We start from the raw sequence: 20799 nt of genomic DNA on the forward strand, positions 1-20799 counted from the left end.
GGGGGAGGGGGGGGGGGGGGTGGGGCGTGGGGGTGGGGCGGGGCGTCGGGGCGTGAACGGCGTACGGCCGGCCGGGGAGCGGGCTGCTCCCCGACCGGCCGTACGGGTGGTGCGTGTGGTGCCTGTGGTTCCTGTGGTGCGTGCCGGACGCGCTGTGCCGGTCCGGCGCCGGCTCAGTGCATCGCGACGCCGGAGGTCTCGGACGGCAGGTCGCCGGGCTTGGCCTTGACCACGAAGAGCGCGACCAGCACGGCCACGGCGGCGAGCGCCGCGCCGACCACGAACCCGTGCGAGATGCCGTGGGCGAGCACCGAGTTGGCCGCGTCGGTGTGCGGCGGGAACTCGCCCTTCTCCTGGAAGTAGGCCATCTGTTCCGGGGTGGCGGACTTCAGGAACCCGGGGGCCTGGGCCTGGCCCTCGGCCTTGGCGTAGTGCGCGAAGACCGTGGTCAGGATCGAGAGGCCGAGCGAACCGCCGATCTGCTGCATCGAGTTGAGCAGGCCGGAGGCGGCGCCGGTCTCCTCGCCGGGCACGCCGGCGACCGAGAGCAGCATCACCGGGACGAAGATCATGCCCATACCGAGGCCGAAGACCACCGTGGGGCCGAGGACACCGTCCAGGTAGCCGCTGTCCTTGTTCATCTGGGTCAGCCAGCTGAGCCCGATGGTGACCAGCAGCGCGCCGCCCGCCATGAACGGCTTCGGCCCCCAGGTGGTCTGGAAGCGGGAGGCGAGCTGCGCGGCGGTGATGATCGCCACGCTGATCGGCAGGAAGGCCACGCCGGCCCGCACCGGGCTGTAGTTGAGCGGGCCCTGCACGAACAGGACGACGTAGAAGAAGATGCCGAACATGGCCGCGGCGATGCAGAGCATCATCACCAGGCCGCCGGTGCGGTTGCGGTCGGCGAACAGGTGCAGCGGGGTGATCGGCTGGGCGGTGCGCTTCTCGACCACGATGAACGCGGCCATCAGGACGGCGCCGGCCGCGAAGGAGCCGAGGGTGATCGGGTCCGACCAGCCGTCCGAGGCGGCCCGGATGAAGCCGTACACCAGGCCGACCAGGCCGAGCGTCGAGGTGAGCGCGCCGGGCAGGTCGAACTTGCCGTCCTGGCGCTCGGACTCGGTGATGTAGCGCGGCGCGGCGATCGCGATCAGGATCGCGATCGGCACGTTGACGAAGAACACCCAGCGCCAGTTGAGGTACTCGGTGAGCACGCCGCCGGCCAGCAGACCGATCGCCGCACCCGAACCGGCCACCGCGGAGAAGACGCCGAACGCCTTGTTGCGCTCCGGCCCCTCCTCGAAGTTGGTGGCGATCAGCGCGAAGGCGGTCGGCGAGCAGATCGCGCCGCCGATGCCCTGCAGGGCGCGGGCGGCCAGCAGGAGGTTGCTGTCCTGGGCGAAGCCGCCGAGCAGCGAGGCCAGGCCGAACAGCAGGGTGCCGAGGATGAACATTCTGCGGCGGCCGAGGATGTCGCCCACCCGGCCGCCGAGCAGCAGCAGTCCGCCGAAGGTCAGCGTGTAGGCGTTGATCACCCACGACAGGTTGGTGGTCGAGAAGTTGAGCGCGTCCTTGATGTGCGGGAGCGCGATGTTCACGATGGTGGCGTCGAGCACCACCATCAGCTGGGTGGCCGCGATGACGGCCAGGGTGATGCCCTTGCCGCGCGACTGGCGGCCCTGCGGTGGTGAGGTCTTCTTGAGCGTGTCGGTGATAGCCACGAATGAGCCCCCTGCTGGCTACGTGCTCGGTGCTGGTGTTCAGCGCACCCGCCGGCCCTGGTGTGCTGCCCCGTGCCGGAGGGGCTGGGAGAGAACGGGATCGTTCACTAATCTGGGACGATAGCTTGGTCGTGATTGTGAACGCAAGCGTTCCTTAGGAGTGTTGAACGGTGGCGACGGAAAGACTGGTGCGGCGCCTGACGGCGGACCGGGCGTCCGGCCGGGCGTCCGGCCGGAAGTCCGGTCGGGCGGCCGCCGGACCGGCGGAGACGGCGGCGGTGTCGGAAGCGTCGCCGGAGGCGTCGTCGGGCGTGCCGTTGGGCATGCAGTCGGACGTGCAGTCGGAGGGGTCTGAGGTGTCAGTGGGCGCGAGACCGGCCCCGGCGGCCCTCTGTCCGGTGCGGGCGGCCCGTGAGGCGCTGGCCCGGCCGATGCGGCGCCGGGGCAAGGAGTTGGAGAACGCGATCTTCGACGCGACGCTCGATCAACTCACCTCCGGCGGTTACGCGCGGCTGACGATGGAAGGGGTCGCCGCAGCGGCGCGGACCGGGAAGGCCGCGCTGTACCGGCGCTGGGCGTCCAAGGTCGAACTCGTCATCGACGCCCTGGACTCCACTCTCCCACGCCCTCACGGGGTCCCCGACCTCGGGTCCGCCCGCGCCGAATTGCTGCAGCTCATCGAGGTGTTCGCGGACGCGCTGAACTCCCGGGTGGGCAGCGCCATGCACGCGCTCATGGGGGAGCTGTCCCAGCAACAGGCCCAGGTGTTCAAGGACTTCATCGTCCAGCGGGTGATCGAGCCGACCAAGGACACCATCCTGGACATCCTCCGCCGCGGCGCCGAGCGCGGCGACGCCCGGCCGGGTGCGGCCAACCCGATGGTGGCGGACGTGGTGCCCGCGATGCTGATGTACCAGGTGAAAGTCGGCGGCCATGAGCACATGGCGCCGGACTTCGCGATCCGGCTGGTCGACGACGTGATGGTGCCGCTGATCCGGAACCCGTAGCGGGGCGGCGCCGGTACCGGTTTCCCGGTCTGTCGGCCCCCCGTGCGCCGGCTCTCCGGTTCGTCGGCTCTCCGGTTCGCCGGCCGGGGGCGCGTCCGCCTGGGGTGGGCTCGCCCGGGTGCGTCCGCGCGGGGGCCGGCCGTCCGGCGAACCGGCCTTCGGCGCGACGGGCTTAGGCTGGAGGCTGTCCAGCTGAACGGAAACCGCCATGCCCATCGTCCCCCCGACGCACTCCGTCGAACGCTCGCTCCGCCGGGCCGGCGCCAGGATCGTGGTCGGTCTGGACGAGGTCGGGCGCGGAGCCTGGGCCGGCCCGGTCACCGTGGGCGCGGCCGTGACCGGCCTGCGCCGGGCGCCCGAGGGGCTGACCGACTCCAAGCTGCTCACCGAGCTGCGCCGCAAGGCGCTCGCCGCCGTCCTCGCCGACTGGGTCACCGCGTACGCGCTCGGGCACGCGTCCCCGCAGGAGTGCGACGAGCTCGGCATGACGGCCGCCCTGCGGCTGGCGGCCGTCCGCGCCCTGGAGGCGCTGCCGGTCGAACCCGACGCGGTGATCCTGGACGGCAAGCACGACTACCTCGGCGGCCCCTGGCGGGTGCGCACGGTGATCAAGGGCGACCAGTCCTGCATCTGCGTCTCCGCGGCCTCGGTCCTCGCCAAGGTCCACCGCGACACCATGATGGCCGAGTTGGGCGAGGGGCACCCCGCGTACGGCTTCGCCGACAACGCCGGCTACCCGTCCCCGGTGCACCGCGCCGCGCTGGAGGAGTACGGCCCCACCGAGCACCACCGGCTCTCCTGGGCGTACTTGGACGCGCTGCCCCGGTGGCGTCATCTCAAGCGCGTCCGGGACGTCGGCGGCGCGGATCAGGCGTGCGCCGACGAACAGTTGACGCTCGGTTTCTGACGTTGCGTCGGGAATTGCCCCGGGTGGGCCGAGCAACTCCCCGGTGCCCAATGGGTGGGGCGCCCGTGCGCGTCCGACCGGCATTTGATAGATATCCGGGTATGCCTGTCTTCCCCGAGGAGCCGGAGATTCACGAGAGCCTCCCGGGCCCCGGCGTTCCCTTCCCCCGCGAGTCGGACGCACAAGCCCTCCACACGCCCGCCACCGGCGGCGCGCCCGCCCCCGCAACCACCACCGTCGCCGCGCCGGCCATGGTGCCCGGCCCCCGCCCGGCACCCCCGCGCCCGGCCCCGCCGCGGGCCGCCGGCTCCGGCGCGCCGCCGCGGATCCCGAAGCCCGGCCCGGCGCCGCGCCGCCAGACCCCGGCCGCACCGCAGGTCGAGGTCCAGCGGATCGCCGCCACCCCGGCGCAGGCGCTCGACCGCGCCGACGAGGCGGTCGACCACCTGCTGGACGCCGGCCGCGACCCGGGCCAGATCCTGGTCCTGACGGTCGGCGAGGCCCACCCCTGGCAGCAGCACGAGCTCTCCTTCGGCGAGGAGCGCTACTGGGCGCAGCTCGCCGAGGGCGGGGACGTCTTCTACGCGGACGCCGCGCTGGACCGCCCGGCCCGCCGCGAGGCGGTCGTCCTGGTGGCCAACGGAGGCCCGGCCGCCCGGTCCGCCGAGGCGTACGCCAAGGCGCTCGGCCACGCGACCGCGCTGCTCGTGGTCTGCGGGGACGCCGGCCCGGCCGCCACCGGTAAGGCCGCAGCCGCACCGGGGCGCCGGGTCAACGCCTGACCGTCTGAGGCCCGACCGGCCGACCGCCTGAGGCCCGACCGGCCGATCGCCTGACCGGTCGGCCGCAGCCGACCACCCGGGCCCGGGGCCGCCACGGCACCGGGCCCGCTGGCCGTCCCGCCGCGCCCGCGGGACGGGCGGACGGGCTTCCCGGGTGTGCGCGCGGGCCGCTCGGCGCGGTCCCGGCTCAGCGGGTGCCCGTGCGCCGGGCCGGCTCGACGGCCGCCACCCGGGCCGGGGCCCAGGGCAGTTCGGCGGGACGCTCGGACGGGCGGGCGCGCTGCGGCCCGTCCGCGCGCCTGACCTGCCCGGCGGCCTGCTGCCGGGCGCGGTGGCTGCGCGGGGAGTCGTCGAGCGCCGAGCGCGGCGGCAGCTCCGTCACGGTGTGCACCGGCCCGTCCGCCCACGAACCCGCGTGCGGATTGCGTCCGCTCCGCCCGTCCCCGAGGATCTGCCACCCCGCCGGGGTGAGCCCGATGTACGCGCCGCAGCGCAGGCCGTGCAGCACCGAGGCGTCCCGCAGCGCCCACATCCAGGCGCCGTCCTGTTCCGTCCAGCCGGGCGCGCCCTCGCGGCAGCGCAGCACGACGGCGGTGCGGGTCGGCCGGGCGAGCCGCAGGTCGTGCGGGATGATCCGGCGCAGGTGGGCGAGCAGGGTGTTGCGGTGCTGCCAGCCGTCGCTGTCGTGCGGCCAGGGAGCGAAGGAGGCCGAGGCGGCGAGGTGGTGGAGCGCGTCCAGGACGGCGACCACGACCGTGCCCGGTTGGGGGAGGTGCCGCTGGTGCAGCTCCAGGACGAACTCGCGCGGATCGCGCAGCAACGGAATCCCCGAGGCGGTCCAGGTCTCCAGGTCCAGCAGCCGTCTGGGCGCCGAACTCCGGGCGAGGGGATGTGGACCTCGGTCGATGCCGTTGATCACGATCCTCCTTCCTGGCCCGAGGGCAGGCGGGTGTCCGGGTACGCCGAAGGACAGGTCCTGCGGACCGGGCTTTGGGTACTCTCCGATTCTCGCGGCATCGGGGGTGAAGCGGCAATGACGAAATGATGAACGCCATCAGATGGCTCTGTGTCCGGCACATCCGGGCCGCCACCCTCCGTGTGGCGCGCGCCCAGGAGTCGACCTTGATCCGGGCCGCTCGGAGCACACGCTGAACCGCCTGTCGCATGGTGACTGCTCCCTTCCGTCCGAGTGCCCTGTGTGATCGAAATCGCTCGGCCTGCGCCTCTCTCCTAGGCCGTTCGAGTGAGGGTTGCCCTCCGGTACCTCCTGTTCTGTCACTCCCGCCCGCTCACTCCCTCCCGGTCACCCCTGCACGGCCAGCACCAGGGGCAGCACGGCGCTCGCCCCCGCCCGGCGCAGCAGCCGGGCCGCCACGGTGACCGTCCAGCCCGAGTCGACCAGGTCGTCCACCAGCAGCACCGGCCCGCCGGCGGCCGCCACCGCCTGCTCCAGCCCGGGCGGCAGGACCAGCGCCCCGGCCAGCGAGTGCAGCCGCTGGGCGCTGTTGCTGCGGGCCCCGTGCGGCGGCCGCCCGTCCGCGTACTCGATCCGGCCGAGCAGCGGCATCCGCCCGATCTCGGCGATCCGCGCGCCGAGGGTGCCGACCAGCTGCGGGCGGGTGGAGGAGGCCATCGTCACCACGCCGACCGGCCGCTCCAGCCGGGTGCCCTCAGCGGTGGCCGGCCCGGCCCAGCCGCCCGGGCCGCGGGCCCAGTCCGCGAGCACCGCGACCAGCGCTTCCACGGCCTCGCCGGGCACCGGGACGTCCGGCGCCTGCTCGGCGAGCAGGGCGCGAAGCCGGTTGCCCCAGCCGATGTCGGACAGCCGGCCGAGCGCCCGGCCGGTCTCGGCCTGCTCGCCCGCCGGGATCCGGCCCTTGAGCGGCACGCCGAGCGCGTCCATCCCGGTGGGCCAGAGCCGGCGCGGCTCGAAGCTCACCCCGGGGCGGCCGAGGGCGGCCCGGGCCGCCGCCAGGGTGTCGGCGGAGACCTCCGGGGTGTGCAGCGGGCCCGCGCAGTTGTCGCACCGCCCGCACGGCGCGGCCTGCTCGTCGTCCAGCTGCCGGCGCAGGAACTCCATCCGGCAGCCGGTGGTCGTCGCGTACTCGCGCATCGCCCGCTGCTCGGCCTCCCGGGAGGCCGCGACCTTGGCGTAGCGCTCGGTGTCGTACGCCCAGCTCTGCCCGGTGGCCGTCCAGCCGCCCTTGACCCGGCGGACGGCGCCGTCCACGTCGAGCACCTTGAGCATGGTCTCCAGCCGGGCCCGGCGCAGGTCCACCCGGGGCTCCAGGGCGGCGGTGGAGAGCGGGCGGCCGGCCTCGGCCAGCGCGTCGATGGTGCGGCGCACCTGCTCCTCCGGCGGGAAGGCCAGCGAGGCGAAGTAGCGCCAGATCGCCTCGTCCTCGCGCCCGGGCAGCAGCAGCACCTCGGCCCGGTCGACGCCGCGCCCGGCCCGGCCGACCTGCTGGTAGTAGGCGATCGGCGAGCTGGGCGAGCCCAGGTGCACCACGAAGCCGAGGTCGGGCTTGTCGAAGCCCATGCCCAGTGCGGAGGTGGCGACCAGCGCCTTGACCCGGTTGGCCAGCAGGTCGGCCTCGGCGGTGCGGCGCTCGGCGTCCTCGGTGCGGCCGGAGTAGGAGGCCACCGCGAAGCCGCGCTCGCGCAGGAAGGCCGTCACCTCCTCGGCGGCGGCGACCGTCAGGGTGTAGACGATGCCCGAGCCGGGGAGCCGGTCGAGGTGGTCGGCGAGCCAGGCGAGCCGGTGCGCCGGGTCGGGCAGGGCCAGCACGCCCAGGGTGAGGCTCTCCCGCTCCAGCGGCCCGCGCAGCACGAGGGCGTGCGCGTCGCCGGCGCCGGTGCCGAGTTGCTCGGCGACGTCCGCCGTCACCCGGGCGTTGGCGGTCGCGGTGGTGGCCAGCACCGGGACGCCGGCCGGCAGGTCGGCGAGCATGGTGCGCAGCCGGCGGTAGTCGGGGCGGAAGTCGTGGCCCCAGTCCGAGATGCAGTGCGCCTCGTCGACGACCAGCAGGCCGGTGGAGGCGGCCAGCTCGGGCAGCACCTGGTCGCGGAAGTCCGGGTTGTTCAGGCGCTCGGGGCTGACCAGCAGGATGTCGACCTTCCCGGCGGCGACCTCGGCCTGGATCTCGGCCCACTCCTCGGTGTTGGCCGAGTTGATGGTGCGGGCGTGGATGCCGGCCCGGCCGGCCGACTCGACCTGGTTGCGCATCAGCGCGAGCAGCGGGGAGACGATCACCGTCGGGCCCGCGCCGGCGGCCCGGAGCAGGGCGGTGGCGATGAAGTAGACGGCGGACTTCCCCCAGCCGGTGCGTTGGACGACCAGGGCGCGGCGGTGGTCGACCACGAGGGCTTCGATGGCCGTCCACTGGTCCTCGCGCAGGGCGGCGCCGGGGCCGGCCAGCTCGCGCAGGACGGCCTCGGCCCGCGCCCTGACCTCGGCGCGGTCGGCGGTGGCGGTGGTGTGGATCTCGGGCTGCTGCATGGCGTCCATGTAACCCCTAGCCCCCGACAGGGGGCGAATGCCGATCGCGGTGGGGAGTGGAATGTGGGGTGGAGGCAATCCGTTCATCCGCTGAACGCCTGTCAAAATTCATTCGACGGAGCGGGTTTGGTGTACTCCGAACGAGCGAAGAGGAATTCGGGGCCGGAGTTATCCACAGGAAAACGAATGCTTCGGCGGCGGCGTCGGATCCCGCGCACTCTTGCGGCCATGAACGCGATGAACAACGAACACGTCATCCTGTCCCTCGGCCCGGCCTCCGGCCACCGGCCGGTGATCATGCGGGGCCCGGCCGACATGGCCGAGCTGCTGCCCTACTTCCTGGGCTTCTACCCCGACGACAGCATCGTCGCGGTCGGGCTCCAGGGCCCCGACCTGCACCAGGGCGGGGTGATCCGGGCCGACCTCCCGGACGCCCCCGCGCTGTGGCCCACCGCGGCGGACGAGACGGCCGCCCTGCTGGTCGCGCTCTCCGAGCGGCACGGCAGCCGCCCGCTGCAGGTGCTCGTCTACCTCTGCCGGGACTCGGCCGCTCCGCACTCCCCGCCGGCGGTGGACGACCTGCGGCCGCTGTCGGACCACCTCCGCGCCGCCTTCGGGCGCAGGGGAGTGGCGGTCAAGGAGTCGCTCTGCGTCTCGGACGGCCGCTGGTGGTCCTTCCTCTGCCGCGGCGAGGGCTGCTGCGATCCGGCCGGCAACCCGGTGCGCAGCGGCCCCGACCCGGGCCCGGCGGCCGCCGCCGCGACCGTCGCCGGGCTGGTGCCGCGGGGCAGCCGGAAGGCGATCGTCGCCGGGCTGGCCCCGATCGGCCCGCCGGGGGCGAGCGCCCAGCGCGAGGCCCTGGACCGGGTGGCGGCCGCCGCGCGCGCCATCACCCCCGAGCAGGGTGCCGCTCTGCTCGACCAGGTCTTCGCCGAGTTCGCGGCCGGTGCCCGGGAGGTCGACGAGGAGCGGGCGGCCCGGTTGCTGGTCGCCCTGCGGGACCGCCGGACGCGGGACCGCGGCGTCGAGTACGCCAGGCCCGCCGAACTGGCTCCCGCCGAGCGGCTCTGGCGGTTCCTCGCCCGGCGTGCCGTGCCGCCGTACGAGGAGTGCGCGGCCGCCCCGCTGACCTTGCTGGCCTGGGCCTCCTGGGTCGCCGGGGACTCGGCGACGGCCCGCGTCGTGCTCGGCCACGTCCTGCGGCTCGCCCCCGGCTACCTGCTGGCGGAGCTGCTGTACGAGTCGCTGAACGACGGTCTGGCACCCGAGGCGCTGATGACCGCCGTGGAGGCCCAGCGGCGCCGGCGGGAGGAGCGCCCGCCCGGTCCGCCGCGGCCCGCCGACCGGCCGCAGCCGCCCGAGGTGCCCGAGGTGCCCGAAGCGCCCGAGGCGTCGGAGGCACCGGAGCCGGGTGACGCGCCCACCGGGCCGCCCGATCCGGCGCCGGGCGGGCACCGGCGCCGGCGGGGCGCCCGGCGGAAGGGGGCGGCGGCAGCGCCTCGGCCGGGCCCGGGTGCGCCCGTGACCGAGGGGCCCGCCGGGCCGGCTCCGGAGGCCGGCGGGGCGGGGCCGGTCGCCCTGCTCCCGGAGCCCGGGCCGCTGGCCGGGGAGGCGAGGGTGGCCGAACGGCGGCTCACCCGGGGCGTTCGGCTCGGCCGGTCGGCCGCCTGCACGTCCGCCGCCGAGCACCCGGCCGCCGCGACCGGGTCCGGTACCGGCCTGCCCCGGTGCCGTGGCTCCCGGCGGGACGCGAGAGGGGGCCGCCATGCGCGCTGACCTCCTCGCGCCCCCGCCGGGGCGGTGGGCGCTACGCCTCGCCGTGGGCCAGCTTGATCAGGCGGTCCAGCACCTTGCCGCCGCTCAGCCGCAGGCCGTCGTGCTCCCACTCGTTGGTGATCCAGGCCCGCAGGCCCCGCACGGCGCGGGCGGTCTCCAGCGAGGCGGCGGTGTCCACGTACATGTCGTCGTGGTAGACGGCCGCCACGACGGGCACCGTGTTGGCGGCCAGCCGCTCCGGGTCGTACAGGTCGGGCCAGTCGGTGCGGGCGGCCAGCAGCTCCGCGGTCTCCTTCAGCGGGCGCAGCGCCGGATCGGTGTCGAACATCCAGGGGTAGATCATCTCCCCGGTGAACAGCACCGGGGCGTCCGAGTCCAGCGCGGCCCGGGCGTCGAACTGCGGGAACTCCTTGCGGACCCGCTCGGCCGACCAGGCCGTGCCGCCTTGGTCCACCGACCGCTGGCCGTAGATCGACTCGTGCAGGACGGCGTAGAGCGGGCCGCCCGCGAAGGACAGCTGGGCCTGGGCGCCGGCCAGGAAGGTGTCGGAGAGCTCGGGCCCGGCCGCGCCCTCCACCCAGGCCTCCTCCAGCAGGTAGTGCAGGGTGCCGGAGCCGTTGCCGCCGCCCAGCATCAGGCCGAGCGCCTGAAAGGCCTCGACGGTGAGCAGCCCGCCGTCCGGCAGGGTCGCGGGCTCGGCGGCGAGGTGCGCGGCGATCCGCCGCACCGCCTCGACGTCCTGCGGGAAGCGGGCGTAGTGGTCCTCGTTCTTGTCGACCACTCGCGGGTAGGCGGTCCGGTAGACCTCGTCGGCGGAGGTGGTGAGGCCCGCGAGGCCGCCGGTGATGAAGGCCTCGGTCAGGCCTTCGGGGGCGATGGAGAGGTAGGTGAGGGTGCAGAAGCCGCCGAAGCTCTGGCCGAGCACGCTCCAGCGCCGGTCCGCGCCGAGCAGCCGGTGCCGGATCAGCTCGGCGTCGCGCACGATCGAGTCGGCGCGGAAGTGCGCCAGGTAGTCGGCCTGCTCCTGGGGGCCGCCGCGTCGGGCGAGCGACTGCCGGGTCGCGGGCGTGGACCGCCCGGTGCCGCGCTGGTCGAGCAGGAGCACCCGGTAGTCGTCCAGGGCGCGGTCCAGCCAGGAGTCCCGGCCGAGCGGGCGGGCGGCCTTGCCGCCGGGCCCGCCCTGGAGGAAGAGCAGCCAGGGCAGGTCGTCCCGCTCGCGGCCGGCGGCGACCACCTCGCGGGCGTACACCGCTATCTGCTCGCCCTCCGGGGCGGCGTGGTCGAGGGGCAGCTGGAAGACGTGGTCGGTCGTGACAATCCCGGGCAGCCGGCTGACGGTGGACATGCAACTCCTCGATCTCTGCTGGTCACAGCGGTCGTGTCGCGATTCACGGGATCACCGGGTGCGGGCGCCGCGACTCCCGCACCGTACCCTGACCGCGATCGAGCGGCGGTTCGACCATCGCCACCCACTCCGGGCGCCGGTAGGGCCATCCGATCCGCATGCGAACGGACCGGGCGGTGCTGAGCCTCCGGCCGGTGGCCGGCGGGTGCGGCACCCGGGCGACGGGCACGGTCCGACCGGGCCGTGGCGGCCGCGCGGCGTGACCTGGAGGCTGCCCGCGGCGTTCACCCCGGGGGCCGCGCGTCCGGGCGGCGCCCGTCCGGACACCGCTCCCCGGGTGGACGGGCCGCCGACCGGCGGTGCCATCGGCGGTGCGACCGGCGGCCCGGGTCGGCAGGCCCGGGTGCCGTACGCGCCGTGGTCCCTCGGGGCCGCGCCCGGTGGGCGTCGTCGGGCCGCAGGTGCCCCGGGGTGCCGGACCGGACGGAGGCCCGGGCCGCCCGGCGGGCCCGTGTCGGCGACCCGTAAGGTCGGCGCGGCGTCGGTTCCGGCACGGCATCGCGCCCGGCACGGCACGGCACACCGCCGGCGGGGCAGCCTGCCGGCCCGGCACCATCAGCAGGCGATCGAGCATGCGCGCGGCCCACCGGCCAGACCCGGCCACCGGACCGCCGAGGGGAGGAGAGTCCGGTGACCGCCATGAGGCCACCACAGGCCATGCCGGCCGAGAGCGTGGCCGGCGGGCCGAGACCGGCCGGCCGGCCCGACCAGGCCCCGCCCGCCCAGCCCGCCGGGCCCGCCATGCCCGGTGGGGCACCGGTCGGCGCACCCGTGGGCCCGGGCCGCCCGATGGCCCCGCTGCGCCCCCAGCCCCCCGCCGCCCACCACGCGGTGCTCTGCGTCAACGCCCCCGGGATGGCTGCCTCCGGTCCGGACGGCCAGCTGCGCGGCCACGGCCTGCACGGTTTCTACCGCCACGGCGTCCGGGTGCTCGCCCGGATGGAGCTGCGGCTGGGCGGCATGGAACCGCTGCCGCTCCTGGGCACCCTGACCAGCGCCGCCCAGGCCCGCTTCCTCGGCGCCGTCCGCCTCCCCGGGGACCTCGACCCGGATCCGGCGCTCACCGTCGAGCGGCTGCGCCACGCGGACGGCGTGGAGACCGTCACCGTGCGCAACACCGGCGCCCGCCCGGCCCGGCTGCCGCTGGAGATCGCGCTCGGCACCGACCTCGGCCCGGTCGCCGAGATCGCCGCCGGCCACCGTCCGCCCGACCTTCCGGGCCAGGTGCAGTCCGCCGGGCTGCGCTGGACCGGCGCGGCGCACAGCGCCGTGGTCGGCGCCAAGCCCTCCCCGCACGCCGTCCTGGCCGGTGCGGGGGTGCTCCGCTGGGACCTGGAGGTCCAGCCCGGCGCCCGCTGGTCGGTGGAACTGCGCGTCGAGCTGGAGAGCGCCGCCGCGGCGGGGCCGCGCCCGCCCGGCGGGCGCGGCGCCGGCGTCCCGCTGCCCTGGGCCGAACCGGAGGTCCGCAGCGACGACCCCCGCGCCGTCCCGCTGGTCACCCGCTCCCTGGACGCCCTCGGCGGGCTGCTGCTCGCCGACCCGGACCGGCCGACCGACCTCTACCCGGCCTCCGGCGCGCCCTGGCGCTTCGGCCTCGCCCCGGCCGACGCGCTCTGGGCCGCCCGGCTAACCCTGCCGCTCGGCACCCGGCTCGCCGCCGGCACCCTCCGGGCGCTGGCCCGCCGGCAGCAGCTCACCGCCGCCCCCGGCCGCACCGAGGGGCTGCTCCCCGGCGCCCTGCGGCACGGGGGCCCGGAGCTGCCCCCCTCCTGCACGGCCACCGAGGCCACCCTGCTCTTCGTCACCGTGCTGGCCGAGGCCTGGCGCTGGGGCCTGCCCCGGGCGGAGGCGGCCGAACTGCTGCCGACCGCCGAGCGTGCCCTGGCCGCCCTGCGCGAGGGCCTGGTCGACGGCTTCGTCACCGACCTGAGCCGCCCGGCGGAGGACCGTTCCGCCCAGCCGGTGCCCGCCCGCGCCGAGGTCCAGGCGCAGGCCCACCGGGCCGCCCTGCACGGCGCCGAACTGCTGGAGGCCTTCGGCCGCCCGGGTGCCGAGCAGTGGCGCGGCTGGGCCGCCGAGCTGCGCGGCCGCTTCCGCGAGCGGTTCTGGATCGACGACCTCTCCGGCGGCCGGCCGGCCGCCGGGCTCGCCCCCGGCGGTCGGCCGTTGCCCGCCCTGGCCTCCTCCCTGGTGCACCTGCTCGACACCGGGCTCGCCGTGGACGGCGGCCGCCACGAGAGCCTGCTGGACCGCGAGCAGACCCGGCTGCTCGCCCAGCGTCTGGCCGCGCCCGAGCTGGACAGCGGCTGGGGCCTGCGCACGCTCAGCGCCAAGTCCCCCCGGTTCAACCCGCTCGGCCACCGCGGCGGAGCGGTGCGGGTGCACGAGACCGCGCTGGCGATCGCCGGGCTCGCCGAGGCCGGCCACGAGAACGAGGCCGGCGCCCTGCTGGAGGGCCTGCTCGCCGCGGCGGCCCACTTCGACGGGCGGCTGCCCGAGATGTACGCGGGGGAGCAGCGCACCCCCGGCTGCCCGCCCGTGCCGCACCCGGCCGCCTGCCGCCCGGCGGCGGTCTCGGCGGCGGCCGCCGCGCACGCGGTGTTCGCCCTCGCCGGGGTGCGGCCCGACGTCCCGGGCGGCCGGGTGCTGGTCCGTCCGGCGAGCACCGCGCCGCTCGGCGAGCTGGAGCTGACCGGGCTGCGCGTGGCGGGGGAGCCCTTCTCGGTCCGGGTGAGCCGGATCGGGGTGGCGATGGTGGAGGAGGCGCCCGCGGAGCTGCAGCTCGTCGCCCGCTGAGCCGCGCCCGGCCGCGCCGTGCCCGTGCGCGCCGGCCCCCGCGCCGTGCCCGAGCCGGCCCCCGCGCCGTCCACGGGCCGTGCGCGAACCGTGCCCGCGCCCCGGGCGGGGCGAGCGGGGCGCCGGTGCCGCGCGGCCCGTTCGCGGGCCTGTCCTTATCGTCAGAGAGACGACTATGATCGTCGCCATGTCGCGCTACGATCCGTCGGCCTTCCCCCCCTTCGCTGTCACGGTTGACCTGGTGGTGCTGACGGTGCGCGACCACTCGCTCTGCGCCCTGCTGGTCAGACGGGGCGAGCCGCCGTTCCAGGGGTACTGGGCGCTGCCCGGCGGCTTCGTCCGCCCGGACGAGGGCCTGGCCGAGGCCGCCTCCCGGGAGCTCGCCGAGGAGACCGGCCTGCGCGCCCACTCCGCCCCCGGCCACGAGGCGGTCGGCCCGGCCACCGCGGGCGCCCACCTGGAGCAGCTGGCCACCTACGGGCACCCGCAGCGCGACCCCCGGATGCGCGTGGTCAGCGTCGCCTACCTGGTGCTCGCCCCCGACCTGCCGACGCCGCGGGCCGGCGGCGACGCCAGCAGCGCCCGCTGGGCCCCGGTCGGCGAGCTCCTCGGCCAGGGCCCGGCCGACGGCGTCCCGCTCGCCTTCGACCACGGCCTGATCCTCGCGGACGGCGTCGAACGCGCCCGCTCCAAGATCGAGTACTCCTCGCTGGCCACCGCCTTCTGCCCGACCGAATTCACCGTCGGCGAGCTGCGCCGGGTCTACGAGGCGGTCTGGGGCGTCGTGCTGGACCCGCGGAACTTCCACCGCAAGGTGACCGGCACCCCCGGCTTCCTGCTGCCCTCCGGTGGCACCACGACCCGTCAGGGCGGCCGCCCGGCCCAGCTGTTCACCGCCGGCGGCGCGACCGTGCTCAACCCGCCCATGCTGCGCCCGGAGTCCTGAGCCCGGCTGATCGGGCGCCCGCGCCCGGCCGGCGTCGCCGAACCCCCTACCCCGGGCGGGAATCGCAGGATCGGATTGTCCCCTGATCGGGTGAGCCGGACGGCCGCCCGGCCCGCGCCGTCGCCGTAATGCCCGGAATAGCCCCCGCCGACCCCTAATGTGCTGGCGCGAGGCCGTGCGGGCACGCCGGCCCGCCAGGGGGCGCCGCGCGTCCAGCGGACCGGCCGAGGGCATGGGAGCAGCCAGCGATGATCCAGAGCACCGGACTGACCAAGGTCTACCGCAAGGGCGCCCCGCCCGCCGTGCTCGACCTGACCTTCGACGTCCGGCCCGGCATGGTCACGGCCCTGCTCGGCGCCGAGGAGGCGGGCAAGACCACCGCCCTGCGGCTGATGCTCGAACTCGAACGCGGCCAGGGCGTCACGCTCTTCGGCGGCCGCACCTACCGCCGGCTGCGGCGGCCCGAGCGCGAGGTCGGCGTGCTGCTGCCGGGGCCGGGGGAGGGCGCCGTGGCGGTCGCCGGGCACCCGGGGCGCACGGCGCGCGGCCACCTGCGGATGCTCGCGGCGGCGGTCGGCGTCCCCGCCCGGCGGGCCGACGAACTGCTGGAGCAGACCCGGCTCGCCGCCGTCGCCGGGCAGCGGCTGCGCACCTTCTCCCCGGGCATGCACCGCCGGCTGGCCCTGGCGGCCGCCCTGCTCGGGGACCCGTCCACGCTGCTGCTCGACGCGCCGACCGAGGGGCTGTCCCCGCGCAACGTCGAGTGGTTCCACTCCTTCCTGCGCTCGTTCGCCGTCGCCGGCGGGACGGTCCTGGCGACCACCCGCACCCCGCAGGAGGCCGCGCAGCTCGCGGACCGGGTGATCACCCTGGACCGGGGCCGGCTGGTGGCCGACCAGCCGGTGACCGAGTTCCGCCGGACCAGGCTCAGCCCCGAGGTGGCCGTTCGGGGGCCGCAGATGGCCCGGCTGGCGGACCTGCTGGTCAGCCAGGGCGCCGAGGTGCGCCGGGACGGCAGCGTGGGTCTCGCGGTGGCGGGCCTCGACCGCACCGAGATCGGTGAGCTCGCCTACCGCAACGGCATCCTGCTGCACGAGCTGGCCGACCGGGTGGTCGAGCAGCCGGTGCCCCGGGCCGCCCTGCCGGTCGCCTCGGGCCGCTCCGGGCACCTGCGGGTCCAGCACGCGGCCCCGTCCAAGGAACAGTCCGGGGAACAGCCCGAGGAGCAGCCCGGGCAGCCGTCCGAGGAGCCGCGGCGGGAACCGGGCCGGCCGTCCGCCCCCGCCCTGCCCGTCGTTCCGGTGGCGGCCGTCGGCGGTGCCCGCGCGCTGCTCGGCGCCACCCCGCGCCGGGAGGAGCCGGCCGCCCCCGCGGTCGGCGTGGAGCGGCTCTTCCGCGACGGCCCCGGCGAGCGGCCGCACCCCGTCCGGTCCGGGGCGGTCGGCCGCCGGACCAGCGCGGCCGACCTGCTCACCGACGACACCGTCCGGCTGAGCCGTCCGGCCCGCCCCGCCCTGCCCACCACCCCCGACGACCACCGGAGCGAGTGAACCGTGCGTGTCCTGGCCTACGAGCTGCGCCGGCTGCGCGGCCTGCGTTCCACCTGGCTGCTGCTCGCCGCCGTGCTGGTCGGCGACGCCGCCGTGGCCGCCGTGCTGGCGAGCCAGACGCCGTCCGGCCCGTTGGCCGCCCCGGCCGGGGTGCGGCTGCTGACCGCCGCCGTCCCGCTGATCCCGCTGCCGTTCGCGGCGCTCGGGACGGGCGTGCTGGGCGCGCTGTCGTACGGGCACGAGGTGCGCCACCCGGGGCTGCCGGCTTCGCAGGTGGCGTACCCGCGCCGGGTGCGGCTGCTGCTGGCCAAGCTGCTGGTGGTCGGCCCGGTGGCGGCGCTGCTGGCGCTGGCCACGCTGCTGCTGGACACGGTGGCCGTGCACCTGGCGCTGCCGGCCGGCGTGACGGTGGCGGCCCGGGCGGAGCCCGGCGCGCTGTCGGCCCGGGTCTCCGAGGCGCTGGGCGGCGCCGGCCTGTCCGGGCTGGACGACCTGCCGGGGGCCTTCGCCCCGGTGGCGCTGGTGGCCGGGCACGGCGTGCCGGCCGCCCTGCTGGCCTTCGTCCTGCTGACCGTGGTGGCGGCCTGGACCGGGGTGCTGACCGCCTCGCTGACCCGCAGCGCCGCGGCCGGGGTCCTGCTGCTGTGCGCGCTGCCGCCGCTGCTGGAGTCCGGCGTGGCCCTGCTGCTGCGCCGGACGGGCCGGCCGTGGCCGGGGCGGGCAGCCGAGCTGCTGCCGTTCCAGTCCGGCATCGAGTGGGCGTACGGCTGGGTGTACGGCGGCACGCGCGGGGCGGCGGCCGGGGGCGCGGCGCTGACCGATCCGGCGCTGCTCGCGGCGGTGGCGGCGCCGGCCGCCCTGCTGCTGCTCGCCGCCCTGCTGGTGCAGGCCCGCCGCCGGGCACTCTGACCCGGCCCGTGGGCCGACCCGTGGGCCGGCCCGCCGGGGGCCTTCGGCACCCCGAACTAGCAAGATCGACCAGCAGTGACCGCAATGCGCGGTTCTTCCCGATAAGAAGTCAATGATCCAGTCACGGTCGATCACCCTTTCGTGTGCTTTTCACGAGAATTCTCAAGCTGCGCCCGCCGATCGCCGACAAAGGAGGCGTGAACACCCTTGCGCACCCCACCATGACCCCCGCCCGTTCCGCCGAAGGGCCGATCGGCTCCGGCGAGCTGGACCGCTTCTCCTACGCCGACCGGCCGACCCCGCCGGCGCCCCGCTGGGAGGGCGCCGAGTCCGAGCTCTCCCGGGTCGGCCGCAAGACCACCAGCAGCCGCGGCCGCGGCCTGCACGGCCAGCTGGTCCAGCAGCTCGGCCAGATGATCGTCTCCGGTGACCTGGGCGCCGACCGCCCGCTGGTCCCCGAGGAGATCGGCCAGCGCTTCGAGGTCTCCCGCACCGTCGTCCGCGAGTCGCTGCGGGTGCTGGAGGCCAAGGGCCTGGTCAGCGCCCGCCCGAACGTCGGCACCCGGGTCCGCCCGGTCGGCGACTGGAACCTGCTGGACCCGGACATCATCGAGTGGCGCGCCTTCGGCCCGCAGCGGGACGAGCAGCGCCGGGAGCTGTTCGAGCTGCGCTGGGCGATCGAGCCGCTGGCCGCCCGGCTCGCCGCCGGCCACGGCCGGGAGGACGTCCAGCAGCGGCTGGTCGAGCTGGTCGAGATCATGGGCCACGCCGCCGCCCAGGCCGACCTGTCCACCTACACCCGGGCCGACGCCGAGCTGCACGGGCTGATCCTGCAGATGGCCGGCAACCGGATGCTGGAGCACCTGTCCGGGATCGTCTCCTGCGCGCTGCAGGTGTCCGGCGGCCCGGCGATCTCCTGCGAGCGGCCCTCCGAGTCCTCGGTCGGCCTGCACGCCCGGCTGGTGGACGCGCTGGGCGCCGGCGACGGCACCGCCGGTGAGGCCGCGATGCGGGCGCTGCTCACCGTCCACCCGGAGATCGAGCCGTCCGTCCCCGCCCCCCGGGAGCACTGAGCGGGCCGGTCCGGTGCGCGGAGGCGCCGTGTGCAGCCCGCCCCGTCCGTCCCCACCCCTGCTCCCCGTCGCCGTCCCGATGGCCCCGCCGCGAGGCGGGGCGTGCCCCGGGGCCCTCCGGTCGCCCGCGCGGTGCCGCCGGAGGGCCCCTGTGCGGGCGGGGGCGCGGACCCGGTCGGAACGGCCGCGGCGGTCGGCGGCGCGTGCGGTGGCGTCCGTACCGACGGCTTCCGGCGCGAGTGCGCGATGATGGACTCCGGCCCCGTGGCCGCGGGCACCCGAGGGGTGTGACCCGCGACACGAAGGCCATGCGTAACACTTGACGAGTAGCAGCGATGTGTCCTGAGCGGAAGCAGCTCCGGAATAACGCCAACACGTCAGAACGCTGTGTTGGTCCGCGGCGCTGCTGCCGTCCCGTAGACCCCAGTCCTCAAGCCCGAGTCGGTCGGAATCGACAGCGCGCGCCCAGGCACGCGATCTCCTTCCCCGCCCGCTCGGGCGGCCGGTACGGGTTCGAGTCCACTCATCGTCCGAGAGGTTGTTCGTGTCGGCCAGCACATCCCGTTCGCTTCCCCCCGAGATCGCCGAGTCCGCAGCTCTGCTGGCGCTCATCGAGCGGGGCAAGGCCCAGGGGCAGATCGCCGGTGACGACGTGCGCCAGGCGTTCGAGGCGGACCAGATCCCGGTCACCAAGTGGAAGAACGTCATGCGCAGCCTCAACCAGGTGCTGATTGAGGAGGGGGTGGACCTCATGGTCAGCGCGGCCGAGCCGGCCGGCGCCAAGCGCAAGAGCGTTGCTGCCAAGAGCCCCACCAAGCGCACCGCCACCAAGGCTGTCACCACCCGGACCCCGGCCGCCCCCGCGGCCCCGACCAAGCCGCCCGTGCGCATCGCGCCCGGCGCGCCCGTCGCGGCTCCGGCCGTCGCGGCCGCCGCCGCGCCGGCCCCCACGGTCTCCGCCGAGATCACCACCGAGGCGACGGCCACCGTCGTCACCGAGGTGAAGGCGACCGTGGCGAAGAAGGCCGCCCCGGCCAAGAAGGCCGCCGCCAAGAAGACCGCCGCGCCGGCCAAGAAGACCGCCGCCAAGAAGACCGCCGCCGGCAAGGCCGCCAAGGGCGACGAGGAGCTCATCGGCGAGGACGAGCTGCTCGAGGACGTCGCGCTGCCCGGCGACAAGGCGGGCGAGGAGGCGGAGCCCGAGGAGGAATCGCAGGGCTTCGTCCTCTCCGACGACGACGAGGACGACGCGCCGGCCCAGCAGGTCGCCGTCGCCGGTGCCACCGCCGACCCGGTCAAGGACTACCTGAAGCAGATCGGCAAGGTCCCGCTGCTCAACGCCGAGCAGGAGGTCGAGCTCGCCAAGCGCATCGAGGCCGGCCTGTTCGCCGAGGACAAGCTCTCGGCCGCCGACAAGCTCGCCCCCAAGCTCAAGCGCGAGCTGGAGATCATCGCCGAGGACGGCCGCCGGGCCAAGAACCACCTGCTGGAGGCCAACCTCCGCCTGGTGGTCTCGCTGGCCAAGCGCTACACCGGCCGCGGCATGCTGTTCCTGGACCTGATCCAGGAGGGCAACCTCGGTCTGATCCGTGCGGTCGAGAAGTTCGACTACACCAAGGGCTACAAGTTCTCGACCTACGCGACCTGGTGGATCCGGCAGGCGATCACCCGCGCCATGGCCGACCAGGCCCGCACCATCCGCATCCCGGTGCACATGGTCGAGGTCATCAACAAGCTGGCCCGCGTCCAGCGCCAGATGCTCCAGGACCTGGGCCGCGAGCCCACCCCGGAGGAGCTGGCCAAGGAACTCGACATGACCCCCGAGAAGGTCATCGAGGTCCAGAAGTACGGCCGCGAGCCGATCTCGCTGCACACCCCGCTGGGCGAGGACGGCGACAGCGAGTTCGGTGACCTGATCGAGGACTCCGAGGCGGTCGTCCCGGCCGACGCGGTCTCCTTCACCCTGCTCCAGGAGCAGCTGCACTCGGTGCTGGACACCCTCTCCGAGCGCGAGGCCGGCGTGGTCTCGATGCGCTTCGGCCTGACCGACGGTCAGCCGAAGACGCTCGACGAGATCGGCAAGGTGTACGGGGTCACCCGTGAGCGCATCCGCCAGATCGAGTCGAAGACCATGTCGAAGCTGCGCCACCCGTCGCGCTCCCAGGTGCTGCGCGACTACCTGGACTGATCGGCCGCACAGCGTCACCCGAGGGCCCGGAACCGTACGGTTCCGGGCCCTCGGGCTGTCCGGGCCCGTCCGGGGGATCTGCCGGACGGGCCCGGACGGCCCGGTTCGTCAGCGTCCGAGTGGCGCTTGTCGCCCGTCCGGGTGGAGGCGTGCCGGTAAGCGGTCGCCCAGCGTAGTCGATCACCTACGCTGTGCCGGTTGCCTGCTGCCGAGCGACTGGAGCCTCACGGTGCTGCCCGA

General features: G+C 75.7%; 13 protein-coding genes and 1 pseudogene. 10 read left to right on the plus strand and 4 right to left on the minus strand.

The annotated features are described in order from the left end of the window. Window positions 1–173 precede the first annotated feature (173 nt). Complete coding sequence (locus tag VM95_RS20340; protein WP_045698892.1) at window positions 174–1721, minus strand: MFS transporter; 1548 nt, start codon at window positions 1719–1721, stop codon at window positions 174–176. A gap of 398 nt (window positions 1722–2119) precedes the next feature. Here VM95_RS20340 and VM95_RS20345 point away from each other — a divergent pair, with 398 nt between their 5' ends. The 3 genes from VM95_RS20345 to VM95_RS20355 all read left to right on the plus strand — a co-directional run bounded on the left by VM95_RS20345 (window position 2120) and on the right by VM95_RS20355 (window position 4417). Next, entirely contained in the window at window positions 2120–2728 is a 609-nt protein-coding gene (locus VM95_RS20345; protein WP_244178861.1) for a TetR-like C-terminal domain-containing protein, read from the plus strand. A gap of 208 nt (window positions 2729–2936) precedes the next feature. Beyond that, window positions 2937–3635 (plus strand): ribonuclease HII, encoded by a 699-nt coding sequence (locus VM95_RS20350; protein ID WP_045698894.1) that lies wholly within the window; start codon window positions 2937–2939, stop codon window positions 3633–3635. A gap of 101 nt (window positions 3636–3736) precedes the next feature. Continuing rightward, on the plus strand, window positions 3737–4417 hold the full coding sequence (locus VM95_RS20355; RefSeq protein WP_045698896.1) for a hypothetical protein: 681 nt from the start codon (window positions 3737–3739) through the stop codon (window positions 4415–4417). Window positions 4418–4781: 364 nt separating this feature from the next. Here VM95_RS20355 and VM95_RS20360 read toward each other — a convergent pair. Both VM95_RS20360 and VM95_RS20365 read right to left on the minus strand, forming a co-directional pair. Next, window positions 4782–5336: pseudogene (locus tag VM95_RS20360) on the minus strand (hypothetical protein); the annotation flags it as partial. A 384-nt stretch (window positions 5337–5720) separates the two neighbouring features. Then, window positions 5721–7916, minus strand: a complete 2196-nt coding sequence (locus tag VM95_RS20365) for a RecQ family ATP-dependent DNA helicase (RefSeq protein ID WP_045698980.1) — start codon at window positions 7914–7916, stop codon at window positions 5721–5723. Between the two features lie 228 nt (window positions 7917–8144). Between VM95_RS20365 and VM95_RS20370 the strand changes: the two genes are divergently transcribed. Further along, window positions 8145–9692, plus strand: coding sequence for a DUF4192 domain-containing protein (locus tag VM95_RS20370; protein WP_052707469.1), 1548 nt, complete (start codon window positions 8145–8147; stop codon window positions 9690–9692). A gap of 31 nt (window positions 9693–9723) precedes the next feature. Here VM95_RS20370 and VM95_RS20375 read toward each other — a convergent pair whose 3' ends face one another. Continuing rightward, a complete protein-coding gene (locus tag VM95_RS20375) occupies window positions 9724–11037 on the minus strand; it encodes an alpha/beta fold hydrolase (RefSeq protein WP_045698898.1) in 1314 nt (437 codons plus the stop codon). 699 nt (window positions 11038–11736) lie between these two features. Here VM95_RS20375 and VM95_RS20385 point away from each other — a divergent pair. The 6 genes from VM95_RS20385 (at window position 11737) to VM95_RS20410 (ending at window position 20559) form a co-directional block, all read left to right on the plus strand. After that, the gene (locus VM95_RS20385) at window positions 11737–13893 is read left to right on the plus strand and encodes an amylo-alpha-1,6-glucosidase (protein WP_341846022.1); all 2157 of its coding nucleotides are present in this window, start codon (window positions 11737–11739) and stop codon (window positions 13891–13893) included. Between the two features lie 187 nt (window positions 13894–14080). Then, window positions 14081–14839, plus strand: coding sequence for an NUDIX hydrolase (locus VM95_RS20390; RefSeq protein ID WP_045698903.1), 759 nt, complete (start codon window positions 14081–14083; stop codon window positions 14837–14839). A gap of 248 nt (window positions 14840–15087) precedes the next feature. Then, the gene (locus tag VM95_RS20395) at window positions 15088–16389 is read left to right on the plus strand and encodes an ATP-binding cassette domain-containing protein (protein ID WP_052707470.1); all 1302 of its coding nucleotides are present in this window, start codon (window positions 15088–15090) and stop codon (window positions 16387–16389) included. A gap of 3 nt (window positions 16390–16392) precedes the next feature. Beyond that, window positions 16393–17298, plus strand: a complete 906-nt coding sequence (locus VM95_RS20400) for an ABC transporter permease (RefSeq protein ID WP_045698905.1) — start codon at window positions 16393–16395, stop codon at window positions 17296–17298. A gap of 143 nt (window positions 17299–17441) precedes the next feature. Then, the gene (locus VM95_RS20405; RefSeq protein WP_045698907.1) at window positions 17442–18371 is read left to right on the plus strand and encodes a FadR/GntR family transcriptional regulator; all 930 of its coding nucleotides are present in this window, start codon (window positions 17442–17444) and stop codon (window positions 18369–18371) included. Window positions 18372–18915: 544 nt separating this feature from the next. Next, window positions 18916–20559, plus strand: coding sequence for an RNA polymerase sigma factor (locus tag VM95_RS20410; RefSeq protein ID WP_063773532.1), 1644 nt, complete (start codon window positions 18916–18918; stop codon window positions 20557–20559). Window positions 20560–20799 lie beyond the last annotated feature (240 nt).

It is taken from the genome of Streptomyces rubellomurinus, from assembly GCF_000961885.1.
GTDB lineage: Bacteria > Actinomycetota > Actinomycetes > Streptomycetales > Streptomycetaceae > Kitasatospora > Kitasatospora rubellomurina.

Excerpts from the sequence above, each read along its gene's own strand:
- VM95_RS20350 (WP_045698894.1), top strand. The coding sequence starts at position 2,937 with ATGCCCATCGTCCCCCCGACGCACTCCGTCGAACGCTCGCTCCGCCGG.
- VM95_RS20355 (WP_045698896.1), top strand. The coding sequence starts at position 3,737 with ATGCCTGTCTTCCCCGAGGAGCCGGAGATTCACGAGAGCCTCCCGGGC.
- VM95_RS20365 (WP_045698980.1), bottom strand. The coding sequence starts at position 7,916 with ATGCAGCAGCCCGAGATCCACACCACCGCCACCGCCGACCGCGCCGAG.
- VM95_RS20370 (WP_052707469.1), top strand. The coding sequence starts at position 8,145 with ATGAACGCGATGAACAACGAACACGTCATCCTGTCCCTCGGCCCGGCC.
- VM95_RS20375 (WP_045698898.1), bottom strand. The coding sequence starts at position 11,037 with ATGTCCACCGTCAGCCGGCTGCCCGGGATTGTCACGACCGACCACGTC.
- VM95_RS20385 (WP_341846022.1), top strand. The coding sequence starts at position 11,737 with ATGAGGCCACCACAGGCCATGCCGGCCGAGAGCGTGGCCGGCGGGCCG.
- VM95_RS20390 (WP_045698903.1), top strand. The coding sequence starts at position 14,081 with ATGTCGCGCTACGATCCGTCGGCCTTCCCCCCCTTCGCTGTCACGGTT.
- VM95_RS20395 (WP_052707470.1), top strand. The coding sequence starts at position 15,088 with ATGATCCAGAGCACCGGACTGACCAAGGTCTACCGCAAGGGCGCCCCG.